The organism is Lutimonas saemankumensis (assembly GCF_020171465.1).
Lineage (GTDB): Bacteria > Bacteroidota > Bacteroidia > Flavobacteriales > Flavobacteriaceae > Lutimonas > Lutimonas saemankumensis.
This window is the reverse complement of sequence record NZ_JAIUZR010000001.1, coordinates 133,794-158,650: the sequence shown is the minus strand read 5'-3', so window position 1 is coordinate 158,650 and position 24,857 is coordinate 133,794. Positions and strand designations below refer to the sequence as shown.

The window sequence follows — 24,857 nt, the reverse complement described above, 5'->3', positions numbered from 1 at the left end:
TTGCTTTTATTTATTAAAGCGAGTGCAAAATTAATACAAATTTTAAACTCTGCAAGTACTTTTTAATTTTTTTTCATTTTTTTAATAGGCCTTCGCAAATAAAACTCTTTTGTCCGATTTATTTCCTGTCAAAACGCATACTCCTTCTTCTTTCTTGGCATCATTTGGTATGCACCTAATTGTCGCCTTTGTAAGTCCCTTGATCTTTTCCTCGGTTTCAGAGGTTCCGTCCCAATGAGCCGATACAAAACCTCCTTTGGTTTCCAATACCTTCTTGAATTCATCAAAAGTATCCACTTCGGTAATTAAATCGTTTCTGAAATCCAGAGCCTTTTGAAAAAGAGATTTCTGAATTTCCTCCAATAATTCCTCAACCCTGCCAATTAAATTATCCTGGCTTAAAACCTCTTTTTTAAGCGTATCCCTCCTTGCCAGTTCAGCCGTATTATTCTCAAGATCCCTTGGGCCCATTGCTATTCTCAATGGCACTCCTTTTAATTCATATTCGGCAAATTTCCAACCAGGCTTGTGCGTTGTGCGGTTATCATACTTCACGGTAATTCCTTTTGAACGCAATTCCCTCGTAAGAACTTCAACCCTTTCGTTAATCTTTTGAAGTTGCTCCTCACTTTTATAAATGGGTACTATGGCCACTTGTATCGGAGCAAGTTTAGGAGGAAGAACCAATCCAAAATCGTCACTGTGGGACATTACCAATGCACCCATCAGTCTTGTTGAGACCCCCCAGGAGGTAGCCCATACATAATCCTGTCGACCTTCCCTTGTGGTATATTTTACATCAAATGCTTTCGCAAAATTCTGTCCTAAAAAATGAGAAGTCCCTGCCTGAAGTGCCTTACCATCCTGCATCATGGCTTCAATCGTATAGGTATCAAGTGCCCCTGCAAATCTTTCACTTTCTGTTTTGGTTCCTTTTATTACGGGCATAGCCATAAAATTCTCAGCAAAATCGGCATAAACTTCCTGCATTTTTCTGGTTTCCTCGATAGCTTCATTTTTGGTTTCATGAGCCGTATGACCTTCCTGCCACAAAAATTCCGCAGTCCTCAGAAATAATCTTGTTCTCATTTCCCAACGCATAACATTGGCCCATTGATTGATCAATAAGGGTAAATCACGATAAGATTGTATCCATTTTCTATAGGAATCCCAAATAATGGTCTCTGAAGTTGGCCTGATAATCAACTCCTCTTCGAGTTTTGCCTTTTCATCCACTACTATACCCTTGCCCTCTTCATCATTTTTTAGTCTGTAATGAGTTACAACAGCGCACTCCTTTGCGAAACCATCAACATGACTTGCCTCTTTACTGAAATAAGATTTTGGAATCAGTAACGGGAAATATGCATTCTCATGTCCGGTCTCCTTAAACATCCTGTCCAGTTCAGCTTGCATCTTTTCCCAGATAGCGTAACCATAGGGTTTTATGACCATCATTCCTCTTACTCCTGAATTCTCTGCAAGGTCTGCTTTTAAGACCAATTCATTATACCATTTTGAATAATCCTCAGCTCTTTTCGTCAATTTGCTTCCCATAAAAAATAATTTTTGGCATAAATATTGTAATATTCCTAATGCACTTGAAAAATAAGTTGCAAACTTAGTTTTTTTTTGCCTTACAACCATAAAAATAAGTCACTATGAAAAACATTACTCCGATCAAAAACATTCTCTTTTACAGTATGATGCTGGGATTGCTGGCAGTAATTTTTTCGTCATGTGGCTCGTCGCAACATGCCTATAACGATGGTGATGGAATCTATGGTGCATCAGAAACTCAGAAAGTTGTTGTTGTAGAAAATGCAAGAAGTGATTACTACAGTAATTATTTTGGAGGTGAATATGCCAATAATGAGGAAATATTTACCGATGTTGAAGCTTATCAGGGAAACTATGAAAATGATACGGTTTACGTGGAAAACAGATATTATTCAAATCCACCATGGGAAGGAACCTCTTCTGTCAGTGTAAATGTTAGCTTCGGATTTGGAGGCTATTACGGATGGGGAGGTCCATGTTACGGATGGGGTGGATATTATGGATGGGGGTACCCCTGTTATGGCTACGGCTGGGGTTGGGGATATCCCGGATGGGGTTATTACCCACCTTATTATCCACCTTACTATCCTCCCTATTACCCCGGATATTATGAGTATGCCACTTATGGCAAAAGATATGCTCATAATACAAGCAGATTGAATACAGGAAGGATAAACCGGTCAGACTCCTTTAACTCCAGATACAACAGGAACAGTAGTAGAAGAAGTGTGGCTTCAAATTATTCGTCAAGAAGAAACAGCAGTGCCTCATCGAGAAACAGCAGATCTTATTACAACCGATCAAGTTACAGCAATACACGAGATAACAGGGCCGGTTACAGAAGCAACTCACGGAGTTACAACAGCGGATCCGGTAATAAATCAATGGGTAGAAGCACCAGATCTTATACACCTAGTTACAGGGGCAGTTCTTCAGGTTACCGAGGTAGTTCTTCGGGATACAGGGGAGGTTCATCAGGTATGAGAAGCAGCTCCGGCAGAAGGCAGATGTCCTACAACCAAATTGACAACAGAGCTATTAACAGAATGGAGTCTGGGAACCGAGTAGAGTCCAGCAACAGAACCTTCATCAAAAGAGGACAGAGTCAACAAAAGAAATTGAGTCAGAGTCGTGTATCCTATGCCAATGCAAGGCAGAATGGAAATATCAAGCGGTATGAAAAATATGTCCCGTCATCAAGGACTCAGACCTCATATCAATATGCTAACAGGGCATCAAATACGGCTCGATCAAGTGGCTCAACCTCCAGCTCGAGAAGCAGTTCCAGTAGCCGGGTTGCCAAATCAACATCTATAAAGAGATCATCAGGCGTTTCCAGATCATCTTCTGGCGGTAATTATTCCCGATCGTCTGTGAGTTCCAGACCATCTTCATCAAGCAGTTCAAGAACCAGATAACGGATAACAAAAACATTCATTATGAATCAAAAAATACCTTTGGTAATATTATTGCTATGTAGTTTTACCATCTCAGCACAATCACTGAGCTATACGGATCAGGCCGTCCTTTTCTCAACCGAAAACACCTTGGGTACCGCCAGATATATGGGATTAAGCGGGGCATTCGGAGCCTTGGGGAATGATATGACTGCCGTAGATGTTAATCCCGCAGGATTGGCGGTTTACAATAATGGAGAGTTCTCTACTACACTCACTTACAGGGATACAGATATCAATTCTACGTTTTATGGAAATACCATCTATAATAACGACGACTATTTCCGGTTTGCCCAAATTGGCGGATTAAACAGCTGGGACAGTTTTGGAAATCCCGATATTTACAAGTTTGCCTTTGGCTTCAATTACAGTGTCGTAAATCATTACAATAATAATTACGTTGTTCGAGGAAACAGTGGAATACCTGAATATCCGGACGATCCCGATTTTAATTTTGACAATGATCCAGATAATGACATTAACTATGTCAATGTCGAGGATCAATATTTTTACAACTATACTTCCGGATTGAATGACAAATTCAGTTTTAGTTTCGCCACATTGTATAAGGATGTACTCTATATGGGAGGATCAATGGCTTTTCATCATATTAATTTTTATCAGAATACCATATTTGAAGAAAGCAGTAACGACGGTCAGGGCAACTCCATGGATGTAAGAAATGTGGAATACTTGTCAACCTATGGAAATGGCTTTAATTTTGGTTTAGGCCTGATTCTCACCCCCTTGAACGGACTGAGATTAGGTGCCGCATACCAGTCACCTATTTGGTACAACCTTACGGAGCGATTCGAATACAGAAGGACCTATGTTTTTAACGATGAACTTGATCCTGATCCGGAATATCCACTTCCAAATTACTATGACTACAAACTTAAAACCCCGGGTAAATTCATTGGAAGTATTGCCTATGTTTTTGGGAAAAATGGTTTGATTAGTTTCGATTATACTTATCAGGGATATAAGAATACCAAACTTCAGCCTTCAAGCAATTTTATAGATGAAAATATTGAACTCAATACAGGCTTAAGAAATACGAATTCCTTCAGAATAGGAACAGAATGGAAATATAACATTCTTAGCTTCAGGGGCGGCTACAAAATAATTCAATCTCCTTATGTCAGTTCTTCTGATGAATATGATGTTAAGGGATATTCTTTAGGCCTGGGTGTCAGGTTTTCAAAACGTTTTGGGCTGGACTTTGCCTATGACAATTCCGATTACCGGGAACAATATCGATTCATGAGTGCTGAAGGAGCGAATCCTGCACAACTCGATGTTACCAATAAAAGGTTTACCTCATCTGTAGTGGTAACTTTTTAAATCATAAATACGTTTATTTTAACCCCAATATGAGCCATTCATATTGGGTTCTTTTTATTTAAAATTCCCTGAATCTTAAACAACATCTAAAATAGTTATGTAACTTAGGTTTGTTTAATTATTTTTACCCTTTAAACAAATATTGATTTCATGGATCCAAATCAAGGAAGCAATGGCAGCAATCAGGTTAATAACAAGGAAGAAGATGTTGACATCTCTCAACTATTCCTGGTCATAGGCAAGGGTATCAGCCAGTTGGTAAATGCTCTTATTCATATGGTCAGGACCATTTTTCACTGGATCTTGACATTTTTGCTATATATTAGGCTCAACCTCAAAAAAATGATTCTGGCTGCATTAATCGGAGGAAGTCTTGGTGCGATTTATCAATATGGATTAAAAGATGTCCAATATGAATCTTCGATGACGGTAGAACCAAATTTCGGATCTTCAGTACAACTGTATAAAAATGCTGAATTCTATCTAAACCTTATAAAACAGGAAGATTTTAGCCGTTTGGCTTCAGCTCTCGGAATTAGCGAGGAAGGAGCTAAAAGTATCTCTTGGATAGAAGTAGAACCTTATATGAACGAGAACGACGTTATCCTTTCTTATAAAAACTTCGTCTCAGAATTAGACTCAAACTCTGTCAAACTTGTTGATTTCAAATCGTTCTCTAAAAAACAACCGGTTGAATCATTTAAGTATCACATTATCACTATTACCGCCAAAGATAAATTTATCTTTCAAAAACTCGAAAAACCAATTATCAGTTCCGTCAATACCAATGAATATTATGCCAAGGTAAAATCGACAACGTATGACAATTTAATCAGTAAAAAAGTGGCCCTGGAAAATTCCATGAATGAACTTGATTCCTTAAGGAATTTATACAAAAAAGTCTTGTTGGCCGAAAGCAGTAAAGAAAATTCTGGCACAAACATATTTATGTCTGAAACGGGCAACACTACAAAAGAAGTTGATGTTTTTGACAAATACATGGTCATGAATGAGGAATTAATAGACGTAAATATCAAACTAACCTCTGAAAAAGAAGTAGTCAACGTGGTTTCAGGCTTTAATTCGGTTGGAATGAAAGTCAATTACTGGTACAGGAATTTTGCTGTTATCGGTTTTATAGCAGGGTTTTCTTTGATGTTTCTATTGATTGGATTTAGGAGGCTGGACAAAGAATTGATGGCTTATAAGAAGTCTGTATAGATCAAAGATAAACAGGATTGACTTGAATGCCCTTGCTGAATCCCGTTCTTTTTAAGAAATAAGTGAAATTAACAAACCTCAAAAACATTGATCCTGACAGAAAAATTGTATTTAAAAATTTTTCTTTTCTGTCACTTCTGAGGTTTTTCAATGTACTAAGCCAATACATTCTCCTTTCTTATCTGGTGAGAACTCTGGGTAGCCAAACTTATGGCATCTTTGTTTGGGCCTTTTCAATTATTCAATACCTGGTCATTACGGTTAATTTCGGTTTTAACACCTATGCCGGAAGATATATAACGGAATACAGAAATGATCCTGAAAAAACCAATCGGTTCTTTTCGGCAATTTTTATTAGTAAGGCGATTCTTTTTTTGGTAACATCCTGCATTTTTCTAATTTTTATCCATATCTCCCCTGTTCTCAATGCAAATAAAGAAATAATGGTGGTTTTATTGGGATTTGTTCTGGGGGAAGCCCTATTCCCTATTTGGTTTTTTCAGGGAAAGGAAAAACTGGATATTCCATCCAAAATTGTGTTCATATTTAAATTTATATTGGTGATACTAACCTTGGTCTTGGTATCAGACTCGGACGATTTGATCACTTATGCACTCCTTTTGAGCATGAGCCAATTATTAATCGGAACCTTCGCCTTTTATAAAGCTTTACAAAAATTTAATGCCAGGATCATAAAAATTAAAACTTCTTCTGTAAAAAAAGCCCTGAGGGAAGGGTCTGGTTTTTTTATAAGTGGCTTATGCACAAAATCCATTAATCTGCTTGTTATTCTAGTTGCAGGAGTTTATTTTACAATGAAGGATGTGACCGGTTTTGATGTCTCCTTTAAAATCATTGCTGCATTTCACCTTCCTTTTGAGACACTCTCGATTGCTTTATTTCCCACAATAGCCCGCACAAGGGATAAAAAGATGAATCAAAAGTTGATACAAATTGCTTCTGCCGCTGCCATTATTTTAGGAATAATAGCCTATTGGAAAGCTGATTTTTTTCTTTCTATTCTTGGAGGCCGGGAACTCATTGCCTATAGTTTTCTTTTAAAGTCGTTAAGTATATTGATTCCCGTTGTGGTTATCACATATTTTCTTGGGACTAATACCTTAGTCGCTTTCGGATACCATAAAGAATATAATCTAAGTATTATCATTCCCTCAATATTGTATATATTCATATTATTAATCCTTTGGCAAACGGATCACTTTACGGTGATTACAGTTGTTTATGCAAGAATCCTTGTAGATCTGCTTATTATGAGCTTGAGGATCGGGTTTGCAATAAAATATAAACTGATTTTTAGCAAAACATGAAATTATCAACCTCAAAATTGTACGCTTCGGACCTGATTGTTGGGGTATTGTTCATTCTTACACCTCTTTGGTCGGTTCCAATTACAATTTTTCAACTGTTCAAAACAAAGAGAGCGTATTATACTTTTTTGATATCCGCTTTTTTTGGATTGACAGCTTCCTTGTTAGCGCCTACAGGAGATTTATATCGCCTTTACATTACTTATTTTGACTTTCAAAATACAAACCTGGAAGGCCTGATATCTTTTATTTCGCTTAAGCCTGATTCCCTCTTCTATGTACTCCTTTTCATATTTGCAAAAATCGGTTTATCCATAAGAATCCTGATATTCGGAGTAGTTTTTGGCTATTTTCAGCTTTCCTTCAGGCTTCTTCAAAGTCAAAACCCTTCTTTAAGAATATCTGTTATACTCTTGTTTATCATGCAGTTTGACTTCCTGCTTCATGGTCTTTTTTTACGTTTTCCTCTTTCCATGCTGATCGTCATATATGCATTTGTAAGAAAAATAGAAGGAAAAAGTTGGGTCCTGTTCTGGCTCGTTATTGCTTCAATGGTTCATTTTGCTGCATTAATTACTATACCCTTGTATTTTATGACAAGAATAAGGGAGCATAAACTTCAGAAGTATCTGATTTACTCATTGTTCATAATGCCTTTCGGAAGCTATATCTTTATTTTTCTCACTACTCATTTTTTAGAACTGTTTCCAGACATCCCCCTGAAACTGAAAATCGAAAGTTATTTTCTGGGTTATTGGGCGCTTGAATTTTTTGAGGAGCGCACCTGGAAGGCATTGATGCAATTCTACTTTGAAAGAGTGCTTTATATTGTGGTGCTGCTGTATTTCATTCTGACAAAGAATAAAAGTAAATTCAGGCATCAGGCGATCCCTTTCCTCATATTAATTAACGTATTTTTTTCGTTTCCAAACCTGTTCAGTCGTTATTCCGTTTTGGCTATTTTCTTCGGGCTCTTAACTATCTTTACTGAGCATCGAAAAACAAGTATATCAAAATTTTTAAAAGTGAGCCTGATACTTATAATTCCGTTGGTTTTTTCTATTCGTTTGATTGCACAGCAAAAGAATATTAGAGCAGGATACATTCCTGAAATCATGTATCGAAATTCAATTTCTTTAATTTTGAAGGAATATGACAGACAATGGATCGAAAAGAATATTGATAAAGAAACAGCCAGACCCAAAAACATTCAGTCCTTATGAAACCTGTGATTTTGTTTAAATATCTGTTTATCCTGGTTTTGCCCTCGGTACTTGTTTCATTTGCGGTAAATTCCATACTTTTTATCTCCGTTTCATTAATCGCGCTGATTCAACTCGGTAATAAATATCCTGAAAATTTCTCCAGGAAATATATCTGGTTTTCCACCTTTGTCATGAGCATTTTAATTTCAACATGTCTTGATGTGTACAATGGACAGGGTTTTCAGCTCAGAGAAATATCAAAAAGATTAGCGTTTATCTTAATGCCGGTAGTATTTGTTTATTCAAGGAAAAGTCATCAGGCACTGGCTTTAAAAGTTCTGGTATATTTTCTTAGCACTTTTAGTATTATATTGTTGGTTGCAGGTTTCATAAGGGCCTGGCTGAATAAAGGCGAGGTAATTTATGGTAACTGGGACAGCAAGACAACCGAAGAATTTTATAGCCAGGAAATGTTTTTGAACTGGGGTGAATTAAGCTATAAAAGATTATTTGTATTTATCGATATGCATCCCTCCTACTATGCATTTTTTTCAGCTACAGTTTTGTTGATTCTTTTATTTACGAATCTTGTCAGGATCAGAAAATGGAGGTACTATGCATTATTGGTCCTTCACGCTGCAATGATTCTACTGATCAGTTCCAAAGCCGGGATCATTTCCTTGTTTATTATAACTGGAGGTTTGTTCTTCAGGCAAAAAAGTTTTAGAAATATTGCTTTAGGGATTTTGGCAATGATCTTACTGGGTCTGATTAGTATCAATATCCCTTCGACACGTTTAAGAATTGAAAAGGTCTATAATGAAATCGCATCTCCTTCCATAATTAAAGATAAGGGGAATAATCGAGGAAGATTAATTCTTTGGAATACAATTGGGGACTACAGTAAACTCGAATTGCTTACCGGTATAGGGACAAATACTGCCAGGAACAGGGTTATGGAGCTTACCGGCGAAGACAAGAATATGCATAACCAGTTTCTTCAGGCATTGGTCAGTTCTGGAATTTTGGGCTTGATACTGCTCATTTGTTTTATTTCCCTTCCCTTTGTTTACAGCAGGCATTTTTTTACCTATCTGTTTGTTTCAATATTATGCATCTATTTATCCCTGGAGAATATGATGGATCGAATCTGGGGAATAATGCTGATCTCCTTCTTTTACAGCTTATTCATATTCGGAGATCAAAATTTGTTGAAAAAAAGAAATAATTCCACCAAAAGACTGGTTTAACAAGTATTTTTGTTAAAGTTGTAATCTGATTTACCCTGAAAAGGAACATTTTACAAGAGGAGGGCTGAATAGAAATGAATAAGATCAATTTACTTTATCTGGTATCCACGCTGAAAAAAAGCGGACCCCTGAATATTATTTTTGGTATTGCCAGTGGTCTTGATAAAGAACGCTTCAATATAATAATTCTCAGTTTGTCCAGAGCGAAATCAGAATCTATGTATACTGACTTTGAAGGAATAAAATGTGAAATTATTGAACTAAAAAATTCTCGTCTAAAAGGCGTATTCAAAAACAAGGAAAAAGTAATGTCAGTGGTACGCAACAGAAATATAGACCTTGTACATTCTCATGGGCTCAGAGCAGATATGATCAACGGTTCACTGACCGGTGTAGCTCGAATGACCACGATCCATAATTTCCCGGATGAGGATTATATTTTGAAATATGGAAAAGTAAAGGGCAGGATAATTTCCTTAAAACACAGAAAGGCAATTTCTAAGATTGAAACACGTATTTCCTGTTCTCACTATATCAAAGAAAAGTTTTATGAGGATTATGGTCTTAATACCTATTGCATTCAGAATGGGGTGAATATTAATACATTTTCAAATAAATCGATCCATTCAGTTGAAAGCTTAAGGAAAAACCTCTCTCTTCCAATTGAAAAAAAAATATTCCTAGTCAGTGGGTCTTTAATAAAACGAAAGGACCCGGTTACGATCCTAAAGGCCTTTCGTTTATCACAAGTTGAGGACATCATGTTAATATTCATAGGATCGGGCAACATGGAGGATGAATTAAAGAGAAATTTTCAAGATTCGCGTATAGAATTTAAGGGTATAGTTCATGATGTTAAGGATTATCTTGACGCATCAGACAATTTTATTTCCGCATCCTATTCAGAAGGACTTCCTAATTCTGTTCTTGAGGCACTTTCAGCCGGTCTGCCGCTGATACTTTCGGATATTCCTTCTCATTCAGAAATTGTTGGCAAAAATTACCCTTTGCTGTTCAGGCCCGGTGACCCCTTGGACCTGGCGCAGAAAATGAAAATTCTATTATCAGATCAATTTTCACATTCTCTTTTAAGGAACAAGGAACAATTATTTCAAAAATTCGATTCGGACCGAATGGCTGGTCAGTACCAAACAAAATATCTGGAACAATGTCAGCTTACGGAAATATAGAAAAACGCTTGGCCATGGTGGCAAACCGTTTCCCTGGAATCAAACCCATGGCGAAACTATGCTATCAGCATTTAAATCATTACTTGTTTAAAAGGCCCTATGACCTGCAACTTGCGAAAGGAATCTCCATGAAACAGATTTCCGGGCTCAATAAAAAAGAAAGTTTTTGGGGCTACTATGATTCATCTCCTTTCGGCAAAAAAGGGTATTTATTCCATTCCTTAAAAAAAATGAACCCGGGCAAATACAAGGAAAATCAAGTTATTGATATTATGTTCAGCGATAAAAAAATTTCTGAATCAAATTCCTGGAACTGGCAACAGGGCTCACGGCTTTTCTGGTTTGATGATCAGCATATTTTGCACAATATACTTGACAGAAATTCGGTCAGGACTAAACTTTTAAATATCAGAACCGGAAAGTTTCGATTGATTGACTCTTCTGTTTATGCATATCATCATCCATCCCAGAAGGCTCTTGGAATCAATTTTGAGAGATTAGGATATTTTGACCCGGCTTATGGCTATCCCAATCAGTCCGAGTTTCAGGAAATTGTTTTTAATGATAAGGAAGATGGCATATTTCATATCGATATTCAAAATAATCGCAGCAAGCTTATTATTTCCTTTGATCAGCTCAAAAGATTTCACAAGAAAAGTTCAATGGACAAAGCGGGACACAGCGTAAATCATCTGCAAATTTCACCTGGGGGTAAAAGGTTTATTTTTATTCACAGATGGTACCTTCCTGACGGAAGAAAGTTTAGCAGGCTAATGAGTTCAGATTTGAACGGGAACGAACTTTACCTTCTTGCTGACGAAGGCATGGTTTCGCATTGTAACTGGAAAAATGATGATGAAATCGTGGGATGGATGAAAATGAAGAATGAAAATAACGCTTATTATCTGTTAAAAGATCAAACTGAAAAATTCGAAAAATTCTATCCTGAATTTTTAAATGAAGATGGCCATCCCAGCTTTAGTCCTTGCGGAAAATACATGTTAACGGATACTTATCCGGACCGATCAAGAATGTCGCATCTTCTTCTGTTTTGCATTCCGGACCAGAAACTCACTGTATTAGGGTCTTTTTACGCTCCTTTGAAATTTGTCAATGAGTACAGATGTGATCTTCACCCCAGGTTTACTTCGAATAACAAAGTCACAATTGATAGTGTTCATAAGGGATTTCGTCAGTTGTATGAATTAGATATCACACAGGCACTATGAAAAAGGTTTCAGTTATCATGTCCGTATTCAACTGTGAAAAATTTCTCACAACTGCCATTGAAAGTATTTTGCAACAATCTTTTGCAGATTTTGAGTTTATCATCTTTGATGATGCGTCAACCGACGGAAGTGGAAAGATCATTAAATCCTACGCCGAAGCTGACGACAGAGTCATCGCAATTTTCAATACTGAAAACCAGGGACTCACCAAAAACCTGAATAAGGGAATAGCCATGTCTAAGGCAGTTTATATTGCCAGAATGGATGCCGATGATATTGCATTGCCAAATAGGCTTAGCCGCCAGGTGGAATATCTAGATAAAAATACTCACATAGATATTGTTGGAAGTTCTGCGATTGATATTGATGAAAACGGGAATCAGCTTCAGAAAAGACAGGCTCCGGAATCTCATCAAGAGATCATTAAACTACTACCAAAAGCGAATCCAATGATTCATTCAACAGTTGTTTTCAGGCGAAAAAGCTTGGAGAAAATTGAGTTTTATAATGAATCTTACCGTACTACCCAGGATTATGAAATGTGGTTCAGAGCCGCTGGAAACGGAATGATATTTTGCAATTTGTCCGAGATTTTATTGCTCTACAGAATGGACAATAATTATCATCGCAGAAAATCCATCAGGTACCGTCTGTATGATTGTAAACTGAGATTGGAATCATTCAAATACCTGGGAATTCCAAAATACAAATACTACTACGCCTTGATTCCTATCATTTTGGGCCTGCTTCCTGAAAAAGTTTACGATTCAGTGAAAAAATTAGATCCAAGGGTAAAATCCATAGGTTGAAAAGCCATAAAATTAAGCCTATATTTGCCTAAAATTAAAAGTATTGAATACGGTATCACAGATCGGTCATCATAGTGCCTCGAAAATGAAGACACCTGTTTTCGGGCACTGGCACAAAAAACTTCTTTTAGGTGCCGTAGACCTGATCCTGATTATTTCATCTCTCTTTTATTTTCACAAATCCATAGATCATCAGATCAATCTGGATAATTTTTTCCTGCTTAACAGCCTTAATATATTTTTTGCAACAGGAGTTTTCTGGATTTTTACAATCATATTTAATTTTTACGACCTCGACTATGTAAATAAGACCCGAAAAGTCATGCCCCTGGCTTTTTCCATTGGAATTTTCTTTTCGGTCGGTTATGGTTTCGTTACCCTTTTTTCCTACCATGCAGAATTCCCTGGATTTGAATTGGTGTATTTTATTTTTGGTTTTACCCTGTCCCTGATCTTCTGGAGAGTATTTTATGCATCCGTAATACACAAGAATGTTTTTATTAAGAATTGTGTGTTGCTGACCACTCAGATCGACAATAGAAAATTGATTCATCATATAAAACAATCTATTGAAGGATCGGAGTATCAACACGGATTAAAAGTTCTTGGTATCTATAATGTTACTAATGACCCTAAGGAGATCAACAGCCTTTCAAGAGCCCTGATGAGGATGACATCCAGAAAGCTCATTGATACAATTATAATATTGGATCAGGATCAGGAAATGATCTCCAATTCAATGAATACTTCTCTATTGAAAATTCGTGAAAACGGAGGGAACATAACCACCTATATGAAGTTATACGAAGAAGTAAAGGAGGCCCTTCCAATACAGTTTACCGGTAATCAATTTTATTCCATCTTACCGGTTTCTAAATACAACCATCACTATTTTTACTTATTGTGGCATAAATTACTCGATCTGTTTTCATCTTTATTGGGGCTTAGCCTGATGTTTTTACTTAGCCCAGTGATCTTGTTTCTAAATTTATTTTTTAACAGAGGGCCCCTATTTTATAGACAGTACCGAGTTGGAAAAGGAGGAAAAGAGATTTTGATTACAAAATTCAGATCTATGGTTGTAGAAGCCGAAAAGGACGGTGCAAAAATGTCTGTAAAAGGGGACAACAGGATAACAAGTTTTGGAAAAATCCTGAGGAAACTTCGTATTGATGAACTGCCTCAGTTTTTATCTGTTATAAAAGGTGAAATGAGTCTGATAGGGCCAAGGCCGGAAAGAAAAGTATTTATAGATGAACTTGTAAAAAGTATTCCACTTTATGATTCGCGTCATCTTATCAGTCCCGGTATTACCGGCTGGGCTCAGGTCAAATACAACTATGGAGAGAATATTGAGGATTCCTGCAAGAAACTTGAATATGACCTGTACTATATAAAAAACAGATCCGTAACCTTGGATTTCAGAATTATTTTCAAGACGATTAATACTATTGCCTTTTATAAAGGCCAGTAAAACAAATTGAACCCATCGATGTTTACTCATCAACATCCCTATTCACCTTTTATCCCGGATGGTGCCAGCAAATTAATTGTTGGAACTATTCCTCCTCCCCGATTTTCAACAGGACAATTGTTTGAAGACGACGTAAATTTTTGTTACGGCAGTAAATACGGTTTGCTCTGGCCTATTTTGGAAAAAATTTTTAACCGTCAAATCAGTTACGAAAATTCAGACCGTGCCATAACAGAAAGAAAAGAACTCTTAATCGATTTTAAAATAGGAATATGTGATATGGTAGAGGAATGCTATAGAGATAAAATCGATGCCTCAGACTTAGGCATGAAACGAATAATAAATCGCGACCTGATTTCAATTTTGAAATTAAATCCTAAGGTTGAGAAAATACTTTTCATGGGTGGGAACAGTAAAAACGGGCCTGAGTATCTGTTCAGAAATCATCTTCGAGATCAAAATATGAGGCTGATCAAAATATCGGATGACAGGCCAAGGATACACGAGTTTTCAATCGAAGGCCGAAAGATTAAGACGGTTTCCCTTATATCTCCATCCAGTGCTGCCAACCGATCCATAGGTTCATATCCTGATTATAAGCTTAAAAAATCCCTTGACACTAAATACTCAACACTAAACTTTAGAATAGAACAGTACAAGAAACATTTTGTCTAGTCAATTTTTTGTAAATTAGATCACAGATTGAAAAGATGAAAAACATCAGTAGCCTTCAAAAATAAGAATGTCCCTACTGATCGAATATTATTTTTGGGAAGCGGAAATATTGTACGGGTCAAAAAAAATTTACCGACTTACGATACAGTCTTCAGAGTTGATCTGATATTTATCCTTCTTTTTCTATCATTATTCATTTTTCTTTTTATCAGCTTTTTAAACCCAAACCCTAAAAATGCAAAAACTAGCCCCCCTATTCCTTTGCTTATTTATTTTATGCTCCTGTAAGAGTGAAAAATCAGAACGTGTTAATTCAAATGACAACACACAAGTTAATGAAATTGATTCTAGTCAGGCCAAATCAGAAAAAAGTTCATCAAAAAAAGATTTAAAGAATGAAAAGATTCTAGTCACGTCGTCTGGTAAAAAAATAAAAGTCCAATACGCTGCAACCTCAGACGGTTTGACAAACATAAATATAGTTCCCGTCGATTTCGAGAATACCTCTGATACATTTAGCTTAGCAGATGCTGACCCCGTTCAAAAACTCAAACTTGATGATCTTGACAACAACGGTTTTGACGAACTATACATTGTTACTGTTTCGTCTGGTTCTGGGTCATATGCTACTATTTATGGCTTTGCATCTAATAATGATCTGAGCCTATCCCCTGTTTATTTCCCTGAAATCTCAGAGGATGATTTATCTACAGAAGGAAATTATTACGGATACATGGGGCATGATTCCATTTATTTCGAGAATAATAGGCTCTTAAGAAAATTTCCGATTTATAAGGATGGAGATGCCAACTGCTGTCCGACGGGAGGTGAAAAAATCCTGAGATATAAACTTGTTCCCGGAGAGGCCTCATGGCGCCTGAATATTGAGCCTTGAAACTTTGTCCCGGATAATTCTGTCCTGATCATTTAAATGCTATGTTTCACCCTAAACTATTTCTGTTCTCAACAAATCATTACAAAATGAAAAAATTATTTCTAATGCTCTTCCTGATACCATGCACCTTAGTCATAGGGCAGAATAATCTAACAGAAACAGAGCTTGAAATGATCCAGCTCAGTTTGCAAAAAAGTTACGAATTAAAAAATGCTAACAATGATCTCATGATTGATAGTATTGAAAGTAAAGCGATCAGGCAGAACTTTATTCCTACTTTAACTATGAATGGCGGATATGCATATGGCTCTGCAAACCTCAATGTGGATATTCCCACTTTTGATCTTCCTATATCGGGAACAGAAATCTTTAACGGATCTTCGCAATTTGATGCTGATGGGCATTTCTTTTACACTAACCTAACAGCAAAAATGTTACTTTTTTCAGGGCTTCAGGTCAATTACGGATCCAAGGCCAGTAAAGAAAAAATAAAGGCAAAGAATTTCATGGTCGAAAGTGAAAGAGCTAAAATAATCAAAGAGGTCATCGATACGTTTGATAAAATTGAATTACTGGAACAATCAAAGTCAGTTATTACAGAAAGTGAAAAACGACTAGTCAAGGAACGTCTTAAAGTCAACGTTGCCATAGAAAATGGATTAGCTACTCCTTTTGAAAGAGAAAAAATCGCTGCTGCCGAATTGAACTTAGCGTCAAAAAAAATGGAACTGGAGGGAAATCTCAGACTTCTCAGATTAAAACTCTCGATGCTCACAGGAAAGGAATTGTCACAAATAGAAAAATATGAATTTGACCTTAAACCCTGGTTATTCACTGAACAGAGCCAGTCCTACGAGGACCGACCGGAATTAAATGCCTTAAGATCTTCGATTCAGGCTTATGAATACAAATTAAAAATGAATAAAAACAACTTTCTGCCAAAAGTTCAGGCCTTTGCTACATTAAGTTATTTTAATTTATTCGACACAAGAATCCAAACCCCTTATGATACTCCAATTTCTGAACAACCTATAAATCTTGATCTCAATTATTTTGAAGGATTTCCTGCTTATCTGGTTGGTGTCGGTTTTGAGTGGGACATTTTTACCGGCTTAAAAAATGATAATGAAATTCAAAAAACTTCCATTGAAAAGAATATGGCTGAAAATAAAAAATCAGATGCGGAGGAGAAACTAAAACTGTTTGAACAAAAGGTGAAAATTGAATTTGATGTTAAATCAGAACAGGTCTTATTAAAAGAAAAAGAAAAAGATGTTGCCTCAAACAGTCTGAAGCTGGCCATTGCGAGTTACAGGGAGGGACTGATCAATATCACAGAAAGATTGCAGGCTGAAACTGAATACCAACAAGCCGTTCTCGACTATTATAAAATGATTGCCCTACAAAGACAGGCTGCACTCGAATTGCTTATAGCCTCAGGTAGCCTGCAAGTAAATAACCTCAATAATTGATTTGAAATGAAAAAAAAGATCCAATTAATCGTGCTTATCGTTCCGGTTCTAATCATACTGACCGGTATCGTAATTTTAATGATCCTCAAGCCTGATGAAAATAAGAACAGAGTCTATGTGGGGCTTTTTGAAACAACTCAGATTCGAGTTGGTTCAGAGGTACCGGGAAGAATTGACAGCATCTTTGTCAAACTTGGAGATGAAGTAGAAAAAGGTCAGCTTCTCGCTTCTATCAAAAGCGATATTCTTGATGCCAAGATGCAACAGGCTGAAGGCGCATATTCTGCGGCAGAATCTTTGAATGAAAAAGCAACCAAAGGAGCGAGGGAAGAAGAAATAATGGCTTTAAAAAACAAATATGAAATGGCCAGGGGCCAATATGAGTTTGCAGAAAAATCCTATCAACGGCTTCACAACATGTATAAGGACAGCCTTATTTCTTCGCAACAGATGGACGAAATGACTTTCAAAAGAAATGCTGCCGAAGAACAGATGAATGCGGCTGAATCACTTTATGAAATGGTCCGAAAGGGGGCACGTGAAGAAGACAAAAAAGCTGCCAGAGGTCAATTGAGTGCTGTTGAAGGAAAGGTCAATGAAGCCAAAGCCTTTTATGAGGAACTAAAAATCTATGCTCCCGTATCTGGTGAAATCTCGGCCAAACTTGCCCAGGAAAGCGAAATAATGCCGGCAGGGTACCCAATTTTTACCATCCAGAAATTGGAAGATGTTCACGCTGTTTTACATATTCGGGAAGATATGCTTTCAAGCTTTCAATTAGGTACAGAGATTGAAGGTACCCTTCCTGCATTCGATGATGAAAAGAGAAGTTTTCGTGTTAGTTACATTTCTCCCATGGCTGATTTTGCAGATTGGATACCTACAGCAGATAAGGGAAGAATGGATATGAAAACCTTTGAGATACATCTCTACCCTGTAGAGGAAAATTCAGACCTAAGACCTGGAATGAGTATCAATATTCGTCTTTGAAAAAAGTATTAAACATATCTATCAGAGAATTTGAGAGACTTGGAATGAGGTCCTCTGCCTGGGTATTGATTCTATTTATCCCCCTGTTTATCTTTTTATATCTGGGATCCATTTACGAGGAAGGTTCAGTCCAGCATGTTCCTGTTGCCATTCTCGATGACGACAAATCCCCCTTTAGTCAGCAGGTAATTGATAATATAGAAGCGTCCCCAAAACTGGAAGTCAAGGAAATATTAGATTCTCAAAATGAACTCCAAACCTATTTTGTTTCTCATCCTGACATCAAGGGTGTCTACTATATCCCAAAAAACTTTTCTAAAAATATTTTTCGTGGTAAACAGGAAAAAATAGTAGTTTATACCAACTCCTCAAATATTATTTATGGAAACCTATTGTATAAGGAGGCGGCTACCTTTATAAACACCCTGTCTGCCAAAATTATTCTTAACGCATTGACGGTCAAAGGAATTCCCTATGAAAAGGCAGTAAAAATGGTTATGCCGGTTAAAACCCAGACAAGACCTCTTTACAATCCGCACTATAACTATCTATATTATTTGGTACCAGGTCTAACAACGGTTCTTCTTCAGATGATCGTTTTTTTTCTTGCCACGAGGTCGATCAATTCTGAATATGCATCAAATTCATTCAAGGAACTTTATCAGATTTCAGGTGGAAGTACTTTAAAACTATTGTTTGGTAAAATGCTGGCTTACATAGTGATTGGAATGGTGATTGCCATTCTAATCTTTGCATTGATCCATCCCATCCTAGGAATACCGAGTAGCGCGAATACAATACCTTTTTTATGGATTATTCTATTATTCGTCGTTACAAACTGTTCACTTGGTATCATGATCTCGATTCTATTCAAGGATCAGGCAATCGCTATGGATATGGCATTTGTATACAATTCCCCGGCATTTGTATTTAGTGGATTTACATTTCCCATAATTGCCATGCCTGCTTTTAACAGCTGGTATGCCAACCTCATACCCTATACCCATTTTCTTAAGGCCTATATCAAGGGAATGGAAATGGAAACTTCCTTTTCATATTTGATCCCGCAGGTCATCGCGATGCTTGTTTTTATTCTAGTGGCTTACATTGTTAGCGTCATTGGGCTTCAGTTTCATTATAAAAAAACGGTTCAATGAGAAGTTTTCTACAGATCATAAAGGATGAACTCTCTCTTATTTTAGAGGATAAAAGTATTCTGCTTACCTGCCTTTTGGCTCCCATCTTTTATGCCTTTTTTGTTGGTTCTATTTATAAAGATAAAGATGTAAGTGATATTCCGGTGGCAATGGTAGACCTCGATCACAGTTCTCTTTCTAAAAAAATTGGAGAACTAGTTGATTCCAACCAGAAGATCAAGGTTATGGGGTCCTATTCAAATATGGAAGAAGCGCTGTTTCTGTTTAATGGTCTGCAGGTTCAGGGAATCCTGATTATTCCAAGAGAATTTGAGAAAAAAACCATGAATCTTGAAGGTTCAACTGTAGAGCTCATTCTCAATAACACAAAGTTCCTGACCTCAAATGACATCAATAAAGGGGTTCAACAAGTCATGCTTACAGTAGCTGGCGGAGTGCGACTTAATTATCTGATTAGCAGTAGAATTCCAACAGAAATGGCCCTCGAACAGGCTCAACCTATCATGCCGGTTATCAAATCAGTTTTCAACGCCACGAATAATTATGGCGATTACCTGCTTCCGATCCTCCTTGTTCTGATTATTCAGCAAACTCTGATCATAGGATTTGGGCAAAGTGTCCTTCATGAACTTGTTCATTATAAAACGCTTTCAGATTCGAAAATCAACTTTTTTGGTTTCATGAAGATCATGTTGGCTAAGTCAAGCTATTATGTAGTGCTTTACGCATCACTTTTCTTCCTCTTCTACAAAGTGATATTCCCATACTACCATCTTGACTTTAAGGGATCAGAGTTCCTTCATTTTTCTATGAGTCTCGCATTTATCTTATCAGTAATGGTTTATACCATTTTTCTAAGTACCTTTTTTAAGACTGCTATTGGATGGACAGAGATCATGGCTTTTTCCACATATCCTCTGTTTTTAGTTTCAGGATATTCATGGCCCATAGAGGCAATGCCTAAAGTTTTACAAATTTTTGCGAATCTGCTTCCCTCTACCCCTTACTTCACCATGTTCAACAAGCTGTCAATGCAAGGAGCATCGCTCATCAATATTAAATCAGAAATGGCTCAATTACTATTTTTACTACTTTTCGGATATCTGAGTTTATACCTCAGGTTCCGATACATTTATAAAAAAAGAGTGATACAGGTAAAATCCCAATAATCGTATGTCAATTAAAGTTCAAGGGCCTTTTTTTCATCTCCATTCATAAGAATCTCCACTGGATTCTCCAAAGCCTCTTTAACAGCAACCAGAAATCCAACCGATTCTTTACCGTCGATGATACGATGATCGTAAGACAGGGCAACATACATGACAGGCCTAATCTCAACCTTTCCATCAATTGCCACAGGCCTCTCAACAATATTGTGCATCCCAAGAATGGCGCTCTGAGGCGGATTCAAAATTGGTGTTGACAGCATAGAACCAAACACACCACCATTGGTGATAGTAAAGGTTCCTCCAGTCATCTCATCTACGGTAATCTGTCCGTCTCTTGCTCTAAGAGCAAGACGCTTAACTTCACTTTCAACACCTTTGAAGCCCAGATTCTCAGCATTTCTGATCACAGGTACCATTAATCCTTTCGGGCCTGAAACAGCAATGGATATATCAGCAAAGTCATAAGAAACCTTAAAATCTCCATCGATCATAGAATTAACATCGGGAAACATTTTTAGCGCTCTTACCACTGCCAAAGTAAAGAAACTCATAAATCCAAGGCTAACCTCGTGTTTTGCTTTAAATTCCTCTTTATACTTCTTTCGCAAGTCAAAAATGGGTTGCATATCAACTTCGTTAAAAGTAGTTAGCATGGCGGTTTCATTTTTTACTGAAACCAATCGCTCAGCCACTTTACGTCTGAGCATTGACAATTTCTTTCTCTCTGATTTTCTATTCTCATCATTCAATGCCTCACCCATTGAAGGTTTGGCATCAAGCGCATCCTGTTTTGTAATTCGTCCTTCCTTTCCGGTCCCTTTCACAGACTTGGGATCTATATTCTTTTCTGCAAGAATCTTTTTTGCAGCCGGGGAGGCTGATCCGGTAGCATAGGTTTCTTTAACCTCCTCATTTTGAACCGGCTTTTCTTCTGGAGCTGAAACTTCTGTCTTGGTCGTTTCTCTCTTCTTTGCCCCTTCTTTCTTAGCTGCACTCATATCAATAAGGCAAACAACAGCACCCACATCCACAGCATCACCTTCTTCAGCTTTAAGGGTAATAATTCCGCTTTCCTCAGCTGGTAATTCCAATGTTGCCTTGTCTGAATCAACTTCCGCTATTGCCTGGTCCTTTTCCACATAATCACCGTCTTCCACCAACCAGCTTGCAATCTCAACTTCCGTTATTGATTCCCCCGGAGAGGGAACTTTCATTTCTAAAATCATTTCTCCTTAATTTATAATGATATTATTTCTGTTTTATTTGTTGTCAAATACACTTTCTATGACTCTTCTCTGTCTCCGTTTTGATCTTGTAGATGAGCCTGTTGCAGGAACCGCATAGAACTTTCTTGATCTCACTTTTAGTTCCCTTAACTCAAATCGCTGAAGCATATAACTCCATGCGCCCATGTTTCTCGGTTCTTCCTGAGCCCAAATATAGTCTTTAACATTTGGGTATCGAGATAGAATTTTCTCAATTTTTTCTTCGTGTAAGGGAAATAATTGTTCCAGTCTGATCAATGCTACATCCTGTCTGTTATTTTTTTCTCGTTCATCAAGAAGGTCGTAATAAAATTTTCCAGAACATAAAACAATCCTATCCACTCCGTTCGGATCCAAAGTGTCATCAATTACCTCTGTAAATTCTCCGTCGGTAAATTCTTGCATTTCAGAAACCGCCAGCGGATGTCTCAACAAACTTTTTGGAGTAAATACGATCAGGGGTTTTCTAAAATTTCTTTTCATTTGCCTTCTCAGCAGATGAAAGAAATTTGCCGGGGTAGTGCAATTCGCAACGGTCATGTTATCATTCGCACAAAGTTGCAAATAGCGCTCTATACGAGCCGAGGAATGCTCTGATCCCTGTCCTTCATAACCATGAGGAAGAAGCACAACAATTCCGTTCTGTTGTTTCCATTTGTCCTCTGCAGCAGAAACATACTGATCAAATATAATCTGAGCTCCATTGCTGAAATCACCAAACTGAGCCTCCCATATCGTTAGCGTATTCGGCGCAGCCATGGCATAACCATAATCAAATCCAAGAACACCATATTCAGAAAGTGATGAATTATAAATACTCATCACCCCCTTATTTTTTGGATTTGAATTCAAAAGATTGAATTTTTCGGATGAAATCTCATCTCTGAGAATTGCATGACGATGGGAAAAAGTCCCCCTTTCAACATCTTGTCCTGAAATCCTGACATTATATCCTTCCTCCATTAAACTTCCAAAGGCAAAAATCTCACCCATGCTCCAGTCTAATTTATTACTCTCAAAAACCATTTTGGCACGGTCTTTTAAAATTCGTTCAGCCTTCCGGAGGAATTTAACCCCTTCAGGAACCGTAGAAACCACCTTGGCAATATTCTCGAGCCTTGACTTTGGATACTTTGTACCCACGCTAAGCAAAAGTCCATCCAGATCCTGATGCATAAAACCGCTCCAGACATTATCCATAAAGGGATTCACCTTAGATGCCGAATCCTCTTTGGAACGGTTGAATTCTTTTTCCAGTAATTTTTTATATTCTTCTATAAGATCCGGTAGGTGTGACTCATCAATAACACCGTCCTTAATCAGTTTTTCATTGTAAATATCTCTTGGATTGGGTTGTTTGGCAATAGCCTTGTACAGAATTGGTTGTGTAAACCTAGGCTCATCACCTTCATTATGGCCGTATTTTCTGTATCCCAGAAGGTCGATGAATACATCTCTTTTAAAACGCATTCTAAAATCAAGTGCCATTAGAACAGCATGAGTCACAGCTTCAACATCATCAGCATTGACATGCAGTACAGGTGAAAGCGTAACTTTAGCCACGTCGGTGCAATAGGTACTCGATCTCGCGTCGAGATAATTTGTAGTAAAACCAATCTGATTATTAACAACAATATGCACCGTCCCTCCCGTTGAATAGCCCTTAAGCTTACTCATTTGAATCAGTTCATAAACGATTCCCTGACCGGCAACAGCAGCATCACCATGAACGACAACAGGTAATAGTTTTGAGGAATCCCCGTTATAATCCTCATCTATTTTTGCACGGGCAATACCTTCGGCAACGGCTCCAACAGTTTCAAGGTGAGAAGGATTAGGAACCAGATTCATCGTAATCTGTTTGTTGCTCTTTAATGTTTTCTTAATGGTAGATCCCAGATGGTATTTCACATCCCCGTCAAAATCATCTTCGTCATAATCTTTTCCGTCAAACTCATTAAAAAGCTCCCTGATGGGTTTCCTGAAAATATTGACAAGGGTATTTAACCTCCCTCTGTGCGCCATACCTAAAACAAATTCATCCACGTCGTAACGTTCTGCAGCTATTCTGAAAAGGCCACCCAAAGCAGGGATCAGGGTTTCTCCACCCTCAAGTGAAAATCTTTTTTGGCCAACGTATTTGGTCTGCAGAAACTGCTCAAAGGTAACCGCCTGTGTCAGTTTGGATAATATGTATTTTTTTGTGCTGATCTCGTAATCGGGATGGTTATCATTTTCGTTTAGCTTATTCTGCCACCACTGAATTTCCTCCGGATTTCGAATAAACATATATTCAATCCCAATGGAATCACAATAAATACTTTCAAGATGCTTTATTATTTCCGAGAGGGATGTAGGCTGAAGGCCCAGAATACTACCTGCATTAAACACGGAGTTCAGGTCCTCTTTAGATAAACCAAAATTCTCAATATCAAGAGTTGGGCTATAGGTTCGCCTGTTTCTCACAGGATTCGTTTTTGTAAACAGATGCCCCCGTGTCCGGTAACCATTGATCAGCTCAATAACTTTAAATTCTTTATAAACCTGTTGCGGAATTTCTACATCTATTTCTTCCTCCTCCAGGCTATAGTCTGAGTTAGCTAAATCATAGCCCTGAAAAAAACTTCTCCAGCTCGGTTCAACGGCGTCAGGATCTTTCAGGTATTGTTGATACAAATCTTCTATAAACCCGGTATGTACAGTATTTAAAAAGGAAAACCTATCCATGAACTATTTCTTCAATATTAACGAAATGATTGACAAAAATAAGATGTTTTAGCATAAAAAGATGTAAAAAATATGATAAATATCATTTTTTGACAAACCACCAAATCAGATAAGTAAACAGTCTTGTACCCAGGTCCATTTGAACGATTTACAGAAGATTTAAGGAATAATCCTTAGCGCGGAAAACCCATCCAGAAATAGATTAAGATATTCGTTAAAAAATTGATTTAAATCAGTTGCAGAACAGAATAAAATAATTACTTTTGTTTCTTATTTAGAATTAGTTTAAATAAAAATAAAGAACTGTAAATGACAACTACTTCTTATTATACGGTATTCGATTACGACTGTATCGAAATGGATTTACCCAAGAAAAAAACAAAGTGTTGTAAAAAATATAAGAAAAAAGGCAAGTTCAATTGTAGCAACTGTCCAAAAAT

General features: G+C 37.3%; 19 protein-coding genes. 16 read left to right on the top strand and 3 right to left on the bottom strand.

Going from position 1 to position 24,857, the window contains the following annotated elements; translation table 11 throughout:
- Positions 1-81: 81 nt before the first annotated feature.
- On the bottom strand, positions 82-1,557 hold the full coding sequence (gene proS / locus LCM02_RS00645) for a proline--tRNA ligase (protein WP_224926378.1): 1,476 nt from the start codon (positions 1,555-1,557) through the stop codon (positions 82-84).
- 104 nt (positions 1,558-1,661) lie between these two features.
- Between proS and LCM02_RS00640 the strand changes: the two genes are divergently transcribed.
- The 16 genes from LCM02_RS00640 (at position 1,662) to LCM02_RS00565 (ending at position 20,425) form a co-directional block, all read left to right on the top strand.
- Positions 1,662-2,978, top strand: a complete 1,317-nt coding sequence (locus tag LCM02_RS00640; RefSeq protein WP_224926377.1) for a hypothetical protein — start codon at positions 1,662-1,664, stop codon at positions 2,976-2,978.
- Between the two features lie 21 nt (positions 2,979-2,999).
- Entirely contained in the window at positions 3,000-4,361 is a 1,362-nt protein-coding gene (locus LCM02_RS00635; protein ID WP_224926376.1) for an OmpP1/FadL family transporter, read from the top strand.
- Between the two features lie 150 nt (positions 4,362-4,511).
- Complete coding sequence (locus LCM02_RS00630; RefSeq protein WP_224926375.1) at positions 4,512-5,582, top strand: hypothetical protein; 1,071 nt, start codon at positions 4,512-4,514, stop codon at positions 5,580-5,582.
- Positions 5,583-5,644: 62 nt separating this feature from the next.
- Complete coding sequence (locus tag LCM02_RS00625; protein WP_224926374.1) at positions 5,645-6,910, top strand: oligosaccharide flippase family protein; 1,266 nt, start codon at positions 5,645-5,647, stop codon at positions 6,908-6,910.
- Positions 6,907-8,133, top strand: a complete 1,227-nt coding sequence (locus LCM02_RS00620; RefSeq protein ID WP_224926373.1) for an EpsG family protein — start codon at positions 6,907-6,909, stop codon at positions 8,131-8,133. Before LCM02_RS00625 ends, LCM02_RS00620 begins: the two co-directional genes overlap by 4 nt.
- Positions 8,130-9,365: an O-antigen ligase family protein gene (locus LCM02_RS00615; protein WP_224926372.1), complete on the top strand. Its 1,236-nt coding sequence runs from the start codon at positions 8,130-8,132 to the stop codon at positions 9,363-9,365. Before LCM02_RS00620 ends, LCM02_RS00615 begins: the two co-directional genes overlap by 4 nt.
- A gap of 74 nt (positions 9,366-9,439) precedes the next feature.
- Entirely contained in the window at positions 9,440-10,555 is a 1,116-nt protein-coding gene (locus tag LCM02_RS00610; protein ID WP_224926371.1) for a glycosyltransferase family 4 protein, read from the top strand.
- Positions 10,534-11,784, top strand: coding sequence for a hypothetical protein (locus LCM02_RS00605; protein ID WP_224926370.1), 1,251 nt, complete (start codon positions 10,534-10,536; stop codon positions 11,782-11,784). The genes LCM02_RS00610 and LCM02_RS00605 overlap by 22 nt, the downstream gene beginning before the upstream one ends.
- Positions 11,781-12,593 carry a glycosyltransferase gene (locus LCM02_RS00600; protein ID WP_224926369.1) on the top strand — a complete coding sequence of 271 codons (813 nt, stop codon included), beginning with the start codon at positions 11,781-11,783 and terminating at the stop codon, positions 12,591-12,593. The genes LCM02_RS00605 and LCM02_RS00600 overlap by 4 nt, the downstream gene beginning before the upstream one ends.
- 43 nt (positions 12,594-12,636) lie before the next feature.
- The gene (locus tag LCM02_RS00595; RefSeq protein ID WP_224926368.1) at positions 12,637-14,067 is read left to right on the top strand and encodes a sugar transferase; all 1,431 of its coding nucleotides are present in this window, start codon (positions 12,637-12,639) and stop codon (positions 14,065-14,067) included.
- A gap of 18 nt (positions 14,068-14,085) precedes the next feature.
- Positions 14,086-14,742 carry a uracil-DNA glycosylase family protein gene (locus LCM02_RS00590; RefSeq protein ID WP_224926367.1) on the top strand — a complete coding sequence of 219 codons (657 nt, stop codon included), beginning with the start codon at positions 14,086-14,088 and terminating at the stop codon, positions 14,740-14,742.
- Positions 14,743-14,977: 235 nt separating this feature from the next.
- Positions 14,978-15,637: a hypothetical protein gene (locus tag LCM02_RS00585; RefSeq protein ID WP_224926366.1), complete on the top strand. Its 660-nt coding sequence runs from the start codon at positions 14,978-14,980 to the stop codon at positions 15,635-15,637.
- 86 nt (positions 15,638-15,723) lie between these two features.
- Entirely contained in the window at positions 15,724-17,109 is a 1,386-nt protein-coding gene (locus tag LCM02_RS00580; protein WP_224926365.1) for a TolC family protein, read from the top strand.
- Between the two features lie 6 nt (positions 17,110-17,115).
- Entirely contained in the window at positions 17,116-18,099 is a 984-nt protein-coding gene (locus tag LCM02_RS00575) for an HlyD family secretion protein (protein ID WP_224926364.1), read from the top strand.
- Positions 18,096-19,256, top strand: a complete 1,161-nt coding sequence (locus tag LCM02_RS00570) for an ABC transporter permease (RefSeq protein ID WP_224926363.1) — start codon at positions 18,096-18,098, stop codon at positions 19,254-19,256. Before LCM02_RS00575 ends, LCM02_RS00570 begins: the two co-directional genes overlap by 4 nt.
- Positions 19,253-20,425 carry an ABC transporter permease gene (locus LCM02_RS00565; RefSeq protein ID WP_224926362.1) on the top strand — a complete coding sequence of 391 codons (1,173 nt, stop codon included), beginning with the start codon at positions 19,253-19,255 and terminating at the stop codon, positions 20,423-20,425. Before LCM02_RS00570 ends, LCM02_RS00565 begins: the two co-directional genes overlap by 4 nt.
- 11 nt (positions 20,426-20,436) lie before the next feature.
- On the opposite strand, the gene odhB is transcribed toward LCM02_RS00565, so the two are convergent.
- Entirely contained in the window at positions 20,437-21,651 is a 1,215-nt protein-coding gene (odhB, locus tag LCM02_RS00560) for a 2-oxoglutarate dehydrogenase complex dihydrolipoyllysine-residue succinyltransferase (RefSeq protein ID WP_224926361.1), read from the bottom strand.
- Between the two features lie 33 nt (positions 21,652-21,684).
- Positions 21,685-24,417 carry a 2-oxoglutarate dehydrogenase E1 component gene (locus tag LCM02_RS00555; protein ID WP_224926360.1) on the bottom strand — a complete coding sequence of 911 codons (2,733 nt, stop codon included), beginning with the start codon at positions 24,415-24,417 and terminating at the stop codon, positions 21,685-21,687.
- Between the last annotated feature and the right edge of the window lie 440 nt (positions 24,418-24,857).